This is a genomic window from Leptolyngbya sp. PL-A3 (assembly GCF_039962325.1).
Lineage (GTDB): Bacteria > Cyanobacteriota > Cyanobacteriia > Elainellales > Elainellaceae > Vacuolonema.
The window spans coordinates 97,075-109,409 of sequence record NZ_JAMPLB010000002.1 but is presented as its reverse complement, the minus strand read 5'-3'; the positions used below and the strand labels follow the sequence as shown (position 1 = coordinate 109,409).

Here is a 12,335-nt window from a genome sequence, read left to right as displayed (position 1 = left end):
ACTATGCACGAAGTTAAACGAATAGAAATTATTGCTAACTCCTTTGAGCTTGGCAAAATTTTGGATAGTTTAGATAAGGCCGGTGTTCACGGCCATGCCGTCATCAGAAATGTTGTGGGTAAAGGGTTGCGCGAGGGTAACGAAGACCTTGATATGACCATGCTGGACAATGTTTATATCATTGCGTTTTGTTCACCTGATTTGGTTAAGCCCGTTGTCGAAAATCTCCGACCCTTACTGAATAAGTTCGGGGGAACCTGCTACATTACGGATGCTCTAGAGATTCGTTCAGTTAAGTGTGTTTCATCTTAGGGACTTCTTGTTGATAAAACGTTGTCTATTTCTAGCGATTTCATCAACCTGAAAAAGTTACTGTTTACCGGTTTTACCGGATTATGCCCGGAGGTGGTTAAGGGATGAGTTTATCGCAGCACTGGATGGAACGTCGTGACTTTTTAAAGCTCGGTGTCGCTGGGGCAATGGGTCTATTCGTAACAGCAGCAGAATCTGTTCTACGGGTGCAACCTGCTCAAGCAGATACTCTACAGCTTGAGCCCGATATAGCCCTACAACGGTTAATTGAAGGAAACGAACGCTTTTCTCAGCATCACCCGCAGTATCCTGACCAATCTCAACGGCGTGTGCGAGAAGTTGCTCAGACTCAACATCCCTTTGCGACCATCCTGAGTTGTGCAGATTCTCGGGTGCCGGTTGAGATTGTGTTTGACCAGGGGGTTGGGGATATTTTTGATGTCCGAGTTGCTGGCAATATTGCCACCCCTGAAATCTTAGGTAGCATTGAGTATGCTGTTACTCTGTTAGGCACGCCTGTGCTCATGGTGTTGGGGCATGAGCGCTGTGGAGCTGTGACCGCTGCAGTTCAAAACGAAACCTTACCCGGTGATATTGGTAGTTTTGTAAAAGCCATTCTGCCAGCGGTTGATCGCGTTAAAAACAAGTCTGGTGATGCGGTTGAGAATGTGGTTGTCGCTAATGTGCATTACCAGATTGAACAGTTAAAGCGATCGCCCCTCCTGACCGAACGTCTACAATCGGGTGCTTTAAAAATCGTAGGCGGTCGCTATGATTTAGACACAGGCCGCGTCACCATTCTTACCTAAAGAGGGGCTCAGTTCCCTTTCCTATCACTACTCTGGTTAGAACAGGTTATTTGAAAAGCCACGCTTAGCGCGGCTTTTCAAATAACCTTCCTGGTTCTTAGCATGTCGTGCCATACACTATCAGATTGCCATTATTATGCTCCTCAACTTTCGGTAAACCCGTAAAAGGAGTGTAGTAATCTCACCTGCTATTCCTGAAGCGGTTACAGGATGATCAAGGAAGTCAGAAACCTGAATTTAATGCGAGCTGGAGTTTGGGTTTCTACATGTTCCCTTCGTGCTTACAGGAATTCTGCTATGAAGACGGAAACCCGTTCACATGTGGCGTACAGCCAGTTTATCGAGCAGGTTAAATCCTCCCAGGTGCAACGGGTGACCATCAAACCCGATCGCATTGAATACAACCTCAAGCCTCAGTTTGGTAGCCACGCTTATTACACCCAATCATCCGGGCAAGGTGAAGACCTTCCAACCTTGTTGCGTAGTCATGGAGTCCCGTTTACCACCGTTCCTGATAGTGCTTCAGCGACCGCAGCAGGGCTTTTGAGCCTGCTTTCGGTTGGGGTGTTAGCGGGTATGGCTACCTGGCTGATGAAATCGGCTAAGACGGGTAACGGCCTGGGCGTAGGCGTTGGCATGGGTAACAGCAATGCGCGGGTCTATAACCCTGGTAAAACTGGAACTACTTTTGCTGATGTTGCGGGTGTAGATGAGGCCAAGCAAGAGCTGAAAGAAGTCGTTGACTTCCTGGCTAATGGTGAAAAGTACCGGAAGATCGGGGCCAAAATTCCTAAGGGCGTCCTTCTGGTTGGGCCTCCGGGAACGGGTAAAACCCTTCTGGCAAAAGCTGTGGCTGGGGAAGCCGGAGTCCCTTTCCTGAGCATGTCGGGTTCAGAATTTGTGGAAGTGTTTGTGGGTGTAGGTGCGTCCCGAGTACGCGACCTGTTCAATCGGGCTAAGCGGCAGGCTCCCTGCATCGTCTTCATTGATGAATTGGACGCAATTGGTAAAACCCGGGGTGCAAATCCCATGGGCGGTAATGATGAGCGGGAGCAAACCCTGAATCAGTTGTTGACGGAAATGGATGGTTTTGACGGCAATGATGGCGTCATCATGATTGCAGCCACCAACCGCCCTGAGACCCTAGACCCGGCTCTGCGTCGTCCTGGTCGTTTTGACCGACAGGTCTTAGTCGATCGCCCTGACAAGAGCGGCCGTCTGGAAATCCTACAGGTTCACGCTCGTCCCGTTGTTCTGGGTGAGGATGTGAATTTGGAGGTGATTGCTACCCAAACCGCAGGTTTCGCTGGAGCTGACCTTGCAAACCTGGTCAACGAAGCAGCTCTTATGGCTGCCCGTAACAATCGTCAGGCTGTGCTCATGGCTGACTTTAAAGAAGCGATTGAGCGGGTCGTTGCCGGCTTGGAGAAGCGATCGCGCATCCTCTCTCCTCTGGAGCGACAAACTGTTGCTTATCATGAAGTCGGCCATGCTCTAGTGGGGGCTCTGATGCCAGGTGCGAATAAGGTGTCCAAGATCTCCATCGTGCCTCGTGGGTTAGGGGCGCTGGGGTATACGATGCAAATGCCGGAGGGCGATCGCTTCCTGCTGCTCGAAGATGAGCTACGGGGCCAACTCGCCATCCTCCTGGGGGGGCGCTCTGCTGAAGAAATCATCTTTGGCAAAGTCTCCACCGGTGCTAGCGATGACATTCAGAAAGCAACGGATTTGGCGGAACGGGCGATTACTCAGTACGGTATGAGTCGCACCCTGGGCCCTGTTGCCTTTGATCGAAATTCGGCGCAATTTCTAGACGGAGGTAGCTCTCGTCGTTCAATTAGTACGGAAGTTGCGACGGAGATTGATCGCCAGGTCAAGCAGACGCTTGATAAAGCCCACGGTATGGCACTTGAGATTCTGCAACTCAACCGCAGTCTTCTGGAAGCAACCACCCAAATCTTGCTGGAAGAGGAAGTGTTGGAGGATGCCCAGTTAGAGGCCATTTTGTCGCAGGTGAAGGCTCCTGAAGGATTGGCTGCCTGGTTGATGAAGGGATAGGAATACGTGTGAGCGATTGAATTACAAACAACTCAATCGCTCTGCTTTGAAAGGGTTGTCATGTGAAACATGGCAACCCTTTTGCTACTAAAGTGCCTGGAAAGGTGTGGGGCGCTCTAGACACCGGGTGTTTTTAGAAACACCTGGTGTCTGAGTTTGTGGAAGCTCAACAAATGGCTCTAAAAAGAGCAGGACTTAGGCATTTGGGTTGGTTGTGGTGTGCGAAGCCACCACAACCAACCCAAATGCTCTCAATATAGTGGGCTTGCGTAAGCCCCAAAGAGGTCTTGAAAGAGAGCTTCCGTCGAAGATCTGCCCATCGTTTCTATCCTGTGGAAGACGAGAACTGGGCGATGCTTGTTTAAGCTACTGAATGAAACGGAAGCTCAGCAATATCGATTAGCTGGTAAATCTTTTGCAGGTTTATTTAAGAAGCTAATACTAAAGCATTACTGCTGAGCTTATAGACATCTTCCAATTCATGTCTTCATTGGATTTTGTTACGTCAGTTCATTTGTTTAAAGGGTAGAGCTATGACAACTCCTGTATTCCAATCGCTTAAGGCGATCGCCAAACGTTTAACGATGCTGTTTGTCGGTGTCGTCATGTTTTTAAGTCTTACCCAAACTGCTGTATTAGCGGCTTCTCGTGCTGACGCTGAGCCTGTACGTGTACCTGGTATTACCGAGCCTATTCCGGGTGAAAATCTCGCTGAGATGCGGGAACAACGGCGCGAGTGGCAGAGCAAAGCGTCTGCTCTCCATGAAAACAAGAACGATGAGTCTGAATCGCTGGGTGAAGCGATCAAAGATAAGCTGAATATTGATGAACTGGAGCAAGGTCATTATGACCCTGAGCGTGAACTTGAGAAGTCGCTGGAGCGCGATCCTCTGGGCTCTCGCTAAACCATAGGAAACTGAAAATGGGACGGGTTATCCCCGTCCCATTTTTCCATGCAGATTGAGTGCGATCGCCCATCAAGCAACGTGATCCGGTTCACGAAACTCGAATCCGCACCAACCAATTTCAGGAACCAGGTCAGGGAATGGAGGTTCTTGTTCAAGAGGAGTGAGCTGGATAATGTAGCCAATGTCTGGAGGTCCAGGACGATGAGTCTTGTACCATGCTTCCATCGCCTCATATCGCTGCATCCTATCTTCCGCTTCGATAAACGGGTGGAGAAATACCTGGACGGTCATGCTGGATAAGTAAGCATAAACATTGACCTGATATTCTCCAGGTAGCACATCAATGACCTGAAAAAATTGGTAGTTGGGCTCAGGAGGACGTCCTGATATTGCGTGAGCTAAATCTTCTTCATCCCCTCCACCACACTGAAGAATCAATTTGCCACAGGGAATGCTTAACTTCCAGGAGATTCGGCCAATCCAATCTCGTTCTTCTGCTTCGGTTAGGTCACCTAAAACAAAAATAGTGTGATTGTCTAGTGCACAATCACCATCGAAGAATAATGGAATACAAATTCCTCGTCTAAGCACATCTTCAATGTGTGATGGCTCGGATTCACCCAGGATAGTTGCAAGTTCCTCTGGTTTAAGGCCACTATTTGCCAAACTGGATGACGTTAATACATAGTAATACCCATCGCAGAAGAAGTCTTTTGCTATTGGGATCAACTGCCGTTCAGACATGTTTTATATGTTCCCGTGAACGTGACGATTGATCGATCAATAGCTTCTGGATACGGCAATTATGCTGGATGGTAATAAAACGCTACGCCTAAAACAATGTAGGTCGCGAGGAGCAACGCTCCATCCAACCAGTTCGATCGCCCACTTAAACTAATCAAACTGGTCACGGTAACGGCGATCGCGATCGCAATCACCTCAAATGGGTTGAAGTTGAGATCCATCGGTTCTCCTAAAATCTGCCCTACCAGCACCAGCACAGGAGCGACAAATAGCGCAACTAGCAGGCTTGACCCTAGAGATATCGATACCGTGAGATCCATGTTGTTTCTCATCGCCACCCGGACTGCTGTGATATAGCCTGCAATATCTCCTAACAGGGGCAGCAGAATGACGCCTGTGAAGAGGGGCGTCAGGCCAAAGCGCTGGGTGACGGTTTCCACGACTCCCACAAACAACTCAGACTCCAGGGCAATACCAACGCTGGTAACTAGCAGAATACTGATCAAAAGGGTAACGCTGTGATTGGTTTCTTCAGGAGTATCGTCTTCCTGGATGGCGAGGCCCACATCATAAAGATAGCTGTGGGTTTTGAGTGAGAACAGCAAGGTGAGGCCATAGACGATGACCAACACCGCAGCGGCAATGATCGACAGATTGGTGATGGCGGTTGCGTCTACCACATTGGACGTATTAATGACGATAGTGGGAAGGGCGATCGCCGTTACCGCCAGAGCCATTGTTGGCGCACTCACCCGCACCACAATTTGCTGAAATTTCTGCTCCTTGTAGCGAAATCCGCCCAGCAGCATTGCCAGCCCTAATACCAGCAGCAGATCTCCCAAAATACTGCCCGTGATACTGGCTTTCACAATATCCACCAGTCCGGCTCGCAGGGCTGCTAAGGCGATGATGAGTTCTGTGGCGTTGCCAAACAAGGCATTGATCAGGCCGCCAATGGTAGGGCCAGTGGCGACAGCCAGTTCTTCGGTGGCGATGCTGAGGCAGATGGCGAGGGGGGCGATCGCTCCAACCGAGGTTAGAAACACAGCCGTTGTGCCCCAATGGCACATCTCCGCTGCAATAGACAGCGGGACAAACACCAGCAGCATGGCTGAAATCAGAACCTGGATAGTCATAGAGGTTGAGCCAATAGGGGGGCACTTTGCCCAGGATAGCGAAACCTTACCCGAAGGGGGATTTCGGGCGGCATCCCGGGGACATTTGCATACTACGCTACAGTTGATTAGAACGGCTCCAGCACAACGTTAGATCTTCACTGCTTGCCTCATGTCTTCTGCTACTTCTCGTTCCACGGATGAGCTAACCACTCGGCCTTCTCGCCAAACAGATTGGCGATTGCTGAAGATGCTGCTTCCCTATGCGGCTCGTCATAAGCGCACTCTAGCCCTGTCGCTGGTCCTGCTCATTCCAGTTTCCCTGGGGACGGCACTACAACCCTTTTTGGTGGGGCAGGCGATTTCGCTGATTAAGAATGAACCTGTGATGAGCTTTTTTCAGGGTTTGCCCCTGCGGGATGCTCTAAACCGAGTTGCCTTACTCCTGCTGGTCACGATCGCCGTACGCCTATCGTTGGATGGCATGCAGAGCTACCTGGTGCAGAAGGTCGGGCAACGTATTACCGCTGATATTCGCAATGACCTGTTTCACCATGTCACCTCGTTGGCAACTCGCTTCTTCGATCGCACCCCCGTTGGTAAACTGATCACCCGTCTCACCAGTGATGTCGATGCTCTGGGGGACGTGTTCTCTACCGGGGCGATCGGCATTGTGGGTAACTTGTTTTCCATCGTTGTGGTGATGGTGACAATGTTTACGCTGCAATGGCAACTGGCGTTGATGCTGCTGGCTATTCTGATTCCCATAACCGGGTTGATCATCACCTTTCAACGGCAGTTTCGCAAAGCTAATTACCGTGCGCGAGAAGAACTATCTGCCCTGAACGCAACCCTACAAGAGAACATTGTCGGTATTAACGTCGTGCAGTTGTTCCGACGGGAAGCGTTTAACTCAGAGTTATTCCACAAGATCAACTCTCGCTATGTGCATGAGGTGGATCGCACCATCCTTTTTGACTCGGCTGTGTCGGCAACATTGGAGTGGATTTCGTTAGTGGCGATCGCCGCTGTTCTCTGGTTGGGCGGTACCCTTGTTTTGAAGGATGCCCTTCACATTGGCCTGCTGGCTTCCTTTATCCTCTATGGTCAGCGCCTCTTTGACCCACTGCGAGAGTTCGCTGAGCAGTTCACCTCCATTCAGGCCGGGCTGACGGCTTTAGAGCGGGTGAGTGACATCCTCAACGAACCGATCGAGATTCGTGATCCCGCTGTCCTCTCTCCCGTCGCCCACACCCCCCACGCCAGCGAGCCCACCATCCCCGGTGAGATTCAGTTTGACCATGTCTGGTTTGGCTACAAGTCTGATGAAATGGTACTGCGTGACCTCACGTTTACCATCCGTCCTGGCGAAAAAGTAGCCCTCGTTGGCCCTACAGGAGCCGGAAAAAGCTCCATCATTCGCCTGTTGTGTCGCTTGTACGACGTAAGCCAGGGGCGTATCTTGCTGAATGGGGTAGATATTCGTGATTTGCCCCAAGCAGAACTGCGCCGTCGCATGACCGTCATTTTGCAGGATGGCTTCCTGTTTGCGGGGGATGTGAGAAGCAACATCACTCTGGGAGAATCCTACTCCATGCTGGAGGTGCAAAAGGCTGCGGCGCAGACGAATGTGGCCTCATTTATTGAGCAGCTGCCGCAGGGCTACAACACCGAATTGCGCCAGCGAGGCACAAACCTTTCAGGCGGTCAGAAACAACTCCTTGCCTTTGCCCGCGCGGCCATTCGCAACCCTGGCATCCTGGTACTGGATGAGGCAACCGCTAATCTAGATGTGGGGACTGAGGCACTGATTCAGGAAGCCCTGGATACGCTGCTGGTCGATCGCACTGCCATTATCATTGCTCACCGTCTTTCTACAATTCGCCGGGTCGATCGCATTTTGGTCCTGAAACATGGTCAGTTAGTAGAGTCTGGCAATCATGACGAGTTGCTCGCCATGGATGGCCTGTACGCGAGCCTTTATCGACTTCAAATGCTGGAGGCTTAGAAGATTTCTGCAAAGAACCATAATAGGTAGCGCTGCAGCGCTACCTATTATGGTTCTTCAACTGGAGATCAGATTAGCTATCGAAAGTTATTTTTGATACGTGCTGAAGCGTATAGCTTATCAAAGATAACCTTTCTGGTTTTTCACCCGCAGTTCTATATAAAAAAGGGCAAGACGCACGTTTAATGCCTGAACCAAACTGCCAGTTTAGAATGAAGGCTAGATACCTTGCAATCCTGAAAGGCGTTTGAAGCACGACGGCTGCGGCTGCCCCCAATACGCTCTTAGCTGACTGAATTCAACGTAGTTCTAAAAAATAAGAAATTAATAACGTTGCAATTGATCTGAGTGGTTTTTCTAAAATTAACCTGAGTTTAGGTTATTGACCTTGGAGTTGGCGGATAGTACGACATCCCTGACTCCCAGTACTGATTGAGAAATCCACTTCGAGGCAGTTGCGATCGCCTGTTCCTCTAGCGAAACTAGGGTTATTGTCTGGGGCATAGCCCAAGGGAGAGCTGTCGGCTACTGCCAATTGGGCCTCATCACAACTTGCTCCCGCAATCTCTCGTTTAATAAAACAGTTATGGGAAACAGCCGCTTTGCTCACTTTTGGGATTTCCTGGGTGGAGTTTTCAGCCTGAATGGTGAAACCTTTCAACAGATCGTCGCCGTTCCCTGGGGGTTCTGGTTTGCCTTAGAGGTTGTATTAGCAGCCGGATTATCTCTGGCCGTTGGGCAAAGCATCATTCTATTTATTAACCGGGTGAGGCCAGTTCGCTTCATCTTTAGCCTTCTACTTAATGCCGTTCTCTACGTCTGCGGTTTTCTTTTCCTGGTATTTAGCACCTGGCTCATTACCCTATTCCCCTGGGCTGTACAAGCTTCTCTGGGAGACCTGATCCGGGTATTGGGAATCACCTATGCGCCGTTGCTGTTTGGCTTTCTAGCGGCAATCCCCTATCTGGGTATTCCTCTGCTCACATTGCTGTCGGTGTGGCATTTTTTGGCTCTGGTGGTGGGTTTTGCTGGGCTGACAGAGGTTTCCCTGACCCAGTCCATCTGGTACGTGGCGGTGGGGTGGGGTGTGCTGCAAATTTTGCAGCGGGTGATTGGGCAACCGATCGCTAACTTGGGTCGCTGGGTGGCAGATAAAGTCGCTGGAGTAGAGCTGTCCACGAATCGCCAGGATGTGCTTGAGATGGTGCGATCGCGCATGGCAGAAGCCACTTCTCCACTCTTAACTGCCCCGAATCCATCGCCGATTCCTGAAGCCCAACAACTAATTAAAACGGCCCGTCAACGGGTTGAAAATTTAGCAGAAAACATTGTCCGCAATGCTCCCAGCGATGCCGATGCAGCCCTGGTGTTCAAAGATGAAAGCACCCGTTGGGGGTGGGTTAAAGTTGCCTCCGGTTTAGTGGGTATGCTGCTGCTGGCCTACATAGTGGCCGTTCTACTGGCACCTGTACGAGATGGATTGTTTGGTTGGTATGCAACCCTGCCAGGAGTTTTACGCTTCCTGTTTGATCTGATGTGGATTGGGGTAATCGCCCTGGCTTTTGCCGGATTGCTGGCCCCTCTTGAAACCCTGGGCTGGTGGGCCGGGTGGTATGACGACGAAATCAATACCAATGTGAATGTGGGGGAATTGGCTGAACCCATCACCGACCCCCGCAGTATTTCCCGCTACATCATTTACCTGGATGGCATCGGGCAATCTACTGCGGAGTACTTGCCGGATGTAGAGGATTTTCTAGATTCCCTAACCCCTGCCCTGCCTGACAATATTGCCTTGATTCGGGGGTTGGTCAGCTATTCAGTGCTCAATAACCCTTTGGATGAAGACCGTCCCCTGGCATTTCTCTGGCGACTAGCCGACAAGCAGCGATGGACTAACCCTGCCAGCCTTTTAGGAGTACTCGTTAACCTCCGCAACGTCTTAATTGTGGGCGTGTCCTCAGACAAACGCTACGGGCCGCTCTATAACCGCGGTATTGCTCAGGTGATGCACAATGCTCTGCTTAAGAATGGCTACCAGACTGGCAGTGGCGTGCCCATCACTTTGATTGGATATAGCGGAGGTGGGCAGATGGCCTGTGCCTCGGCTGCATTTTTGAAGCGGGCGATCGGTGCTCCCATTGATGTGATTTCTCTGGGGGGCGTCATCAGTGCCAACAACAACATCCTTGTGCTGGAACACCTCTACCACCTGGTCGGCGGGAAGGATAACGTTGAGAAAATTGGGCCGATTATGTTTCCAGGCCGCTGGAAGTTGTTTCCCCTATCCTACTGGAACCGGGCTAAGCGCCTGGGCAAGATCAGCTTTATTGCGCTGGGGTCAACCGTTGGGCACCAACTTCCGGGGGGCTTGATGGACCCCAAAGCTCGTGTCCCCGATGGTCGGACTAACTTGCAACAAACCATCGACTTTATTGTGCAAATTCTTCAGGGGCAACTTCTCCGCAGCCGCGATCGCCTGCCTCAGAAGATGAGTCAGTACACCCGCTACCAGGAAGCTGCGTTTAACCGATACACCTACTACCCAGCCCAACAGGTAGTGGATACTCAGTGGTATCAGCCGATTGCGCCCTGGATAGGGCGATTGATTCTGCCTACCCGTGAGGAGCGCCCCCAGGTGCGAGGGGTTTGGTTTGAGGTGTATCACGCGGCCCAGGGATATGAGCATCTGGTGGGGCGGAAGGTCAAGCTCCAATGGCTCGAAGAGCCCGCTCTGTGCAGCCTGGTCAATGCGGTGACACGGGATGTTCACTTTAGCGCTGATGCGGAGTACACCAGCACGTATGGCGGGTTAGTACATCCAACCCGGCTCAATCACCGGCAGCAGGTGGGGCCACTGGAATCCCTGGCGGGTTCTCATCCCCAGGATGACATCACCGTGATGCTGGAAGGGCTAGTGCAGGTAGATGCGGGAAACCCTGCCACTCTTCGCATTCAGAGTACCCCTGTCCAGGTGACTGGGCGCTACTATGCCCTGGTGCGGTTCCATTCCCCAGTCGGGCATGACGCTTTTCAGGTGGTGCATTTTAATCGTGCGACCCGGCAGTTTGATGGGCCAATGGAAGTCGTTCAAACGCCCCCAGTGTTACGGGCTGCGGATTATGGCAGTTGCCCTTCAACCTTACGGGATATTGAGCGATCGCCCCTCAATGAAACGGGCTGGTATATCTATGGGGCAAAGAATGAGGCAGGCCAGTTTGTGGTGCAATCCCTGGCACCACGATCGCTTTTCCGCCTCCAGCCTGATCGGGTGATTGTGGGTAATAAGGCCGGCTACCGCTACATTCGCAAAGAATCTTGGGCCAATGTGGCTGCGCAGAAAGGAAAGATTAACTCGGTGCTGATTACCCCCCGAGAGGAGTCGAATCAGCGGGCGATCGATGAGTGGCGGGAAGGCGATCGCGCCCTGGTACTCCACACCTACGGCGGCATTGGAGGTAAGAAAAAAGAACCTGCTGCGGGTGGCCCTATCTTTTTCGGGCACTTTGCCTATGGGCTGGCGAAGGTGATTCGTGACCCTCTGGTCGATGAGCTCCGATTTGATATTCAGTATTACCAGGTCTACACCCACAACATCGATGGGCTGACGGCAGGAACACTGCACTGGTCACGGTATATGGGCGATCGCCAATTGGGCTGGCTCGGCAATCGCCCTACCTGCGACATCGTCATTAAACTAAAGGCGTTTACAGATAGCTTTTCGGCCCACGATCTGCGGCAATCTGCCCTGGATGTGATGCTGGCAGCCCTTCAGGTAATGACGGCGCGCTATCGCATTGGCGACGGTACGGGAGGCACTTATGTTGGCCCGGCTAACAACTGCTCGCAAGATTCTAACCAGGCGTTGTTCAACAGTCTCCGCTATATCGAGCGACGCATTGAACGGGCTAATGCAGCAAGCTTAAGCCAGTGGATGAACGATAACCCCGAGCAGGCCAAGCGCTATCAGGATTTGGTGCAGGTCGGCAATGCTTTGGAACGGGAACTGCAACCCCTGGGTGGCCCACGCCCAGACTGGGAGAAGAATGAGTTCAATCTAGGCAGTACCTTGCAGGATGAACCCCTGCGTAACCTGTGGATCGGCATTGGCAGTTGGCGGACCCTTCTGCCACGCAAGGCCAGTGACACTATCGTGCGAGTGTTTCTGCAACATAACGCATCGGTATGGGTCCTGCGTACAAATCAAGTGGGAGGCTATGACCCCGATATTGAGCCAATTGCTCCCATGACCTTGTAGCTAAAACTCCACATCATCTGCTAAGACAGAGTATTAAAGCTGCGCTCCGCGCAGCTTTAATACTCTGTCTTAGCAGATGATGTAAGGCTACATAGCAATGTGCAAGTGCGTTAGATACAGCGA

General features: G+C 51.4%; 9 protein-coding genes. 6 read left to right on the top strand and 3 right to left on the bottom strand.

Annotation, left to right across the window (positions count from 1 at the left end; genetic code table 11):
• Positions 1 to 3: 3 nt before the first annotated feature.
• The 4 genes from NDI52_RS02225 to NDI52_RS02210 all read left to right on the top strand — a co-directional run bounded on the left by NDI52_RS02225 (position 4) and on the right by NDI52_RS02210 (position 4,084).
• A complete protein-coding gene (locus NDI52_RS02225; protein ID WP_190771464.1) occupies positions 4 to 312 on the top strand; it encodes a P-II family nitrogen regulator in 309 nt (102 codons plus the stop codon).
• Positions 313 to 416: 104 nt separating this feature from the next.
• A complete protein-coding gene (locus NDI52_RS02220; RefSeq protein WP_199307824.1) occupies positions 417 to 1,121 on the top strand; it encodes a carbonic anhydrase in 705 nt (234 codons plus the stop codon).
• Positions 1,122 to 1,418: 297 nt separating this feature from the next.
• Positions 1,419 to 3,179, top strand: a complete 1,761-nt coding sequence (gene ftsH, locus NDI52_RS02215; protein WP_242035784.1) for an ATP-dependent zinc metalloprotease FtsH — start codon at positions 1,419 to 1,421, stop codon at positions 3,177 to 3,179.
• Between the two features lie 533 nt (positions 3,180 to 3,712).
• Positions 3,713 to 4,084: a hypothetical protein gene (locus NDI52_RS02210; protein WP_190771462.1), complete on the top strand. Its 372-nt coding sequence runs from the start codon at positions 3,713 to 3,715 to the stop codon at positions 4,082 to 4,084.
• Between the two features lie 72 nt (positions 4,085 to 4,156).
• Here NDI52_RS02210 and NDI52_RS02205 read toward each other — a convergent pair whose 3' ends face one another.
• Together NDI52_RS02205 and cax are read right to left on the bottom strand one after the other, a co-directional pair.
• A complete protein-coding gene (locus NDI52_RS02205) occupies positions 4,157 to 4,831 on the bottom strand; it encodes a hypothetical protein (protein ID WP_190771461.1) in 675 nt (224 codons plus the stop codon).
• 59 nt (positions 4,832 to 4,890) lie between these two features.
• Positions 4,891 to 5,967, bottom strand: a complete 1,077-nt coding sequence (cax, locus tag NDI52_RS02200; RefSeq protein WP_190771460.1) for a calcium/proton exchanger — start codon at positions 5,965 to 5,967, stop codon at positions 4,891 to 4,893.
• A 151-nt stretch (positions 5,968 to 6,118) separates the two neighbouring features.
• Here cax and NDI52_RS02195 point away from each other — a divergent pair, with 151 nt between their 5' ends.
• The gene (locus NDI52_RS02195) at positions 6,119 to 7,954 is read left to right on the top strand and encodes an ABC transporter ATP-binding protein (RefSeq protein WP_190771459.1); all 1,836 of its coding nucleotides are present in this window, start codon (positions 6,119 to 6,121) and stop codon (positions 7,952 to 7,954) included.
• 363 nt (positions 7,955 to 8,317) lie between these two features.
• On the opposite strand, the gene NDI52_RS02190 is transcribed toward NDI52_RS02195, so the two are convergent.
• Positions 8,318 to 8,458, bottom strand: coding sequence for a hypothetical protein (locus NDI52_RS02190; protein WP_190771458.1), 141 nt, complete (start codon positions 8,456 to 8,458; stop codon positions 8,318 to 8,320).
• 82 nt (positions 8,459 to 8,540) lie between these two features.
• Here NDI52_RS02190 and NDI52_RS02185 point away from each other — a divergent pair, with 82 nt between their 5' ends.
• A complete protein-coding gene (locus NDI52_RS02185) occupies positions 8,541 to 12,212 on the top strand; it encodes a CAAX protease (protein WP_190771457.1) in 3,672 nt (1,223 codons plus the stop codon).
• Positions 12,213 to 12,335: the final 123 nt, after the last annotated feature.

Excerpts from the sequence above, each read along its gene's own strand:
- NDI52_RS02225 (WP_190771464.1), top strand. The coding sequence starts at position 4 with ATGCACGAAGTTAAACGAATAGAAATTATTGCTAACTCCTTTGAGCTT.
- NDI52_RS02220 (WP_199307824.1), top strand. The coding sequence starts at position 417 with ATGAGTTTATCGCAGCACTGGATGGAACGTCGTGACTTTTTAAAGCTC.
- ftsH (WP_242035784.1), top strand. The coding sequence starts at position 1,419 with ATGAAGACGGAAACCCGTTCACATGTGGCGTACAGCCAGTTTATCGAG.
- NDI52_RS02210 (WP_190771462.1), top strand. The coding sequence starts at position 3,713 with ATGACAACTCCTGTATTCCAATCGCTTAAGGCGATCGCCAAACGTTTA.
- NDI52_RS02205 (WP_190771461.1), bottom strand. The coding sequence starts at position 4,831 with ATGTCTGAACGGCAGTTGATCCCAATAGCAAAAGACTTCTTCTGCGAT.
- cax (WP_190771460.1), bottom strand. The coding sequence starts at position 5,967 with ATGACTATCCAGGTTCTGATTTCAGCCATGCTGCTGGTGTTTGTCCCG.
- NDI52_RS02195 (WP_190771459.1), top strand. The coding sequence starts at position 6,119 with ATGTCTTCTGCTACTTCTCGTTCCACGGATGAGCTAACCACTCGGCCT.
- NDI52_RS02190 (WP_190771458.1), bottom strand. The coding sequence starts at position 8,458 with ATGCCCCAGACAATAACCCTAGTTTCGCTAGAGGAACAGGCGATCGCA.
- NDI52_RS02185 (WP_190771457.1), top strand. The coding sequence starts at position 8,541 with ATGGGAAACAGCCGCTTTGCTCACTTTTGGGATTTCCTGGGTGGAGTT.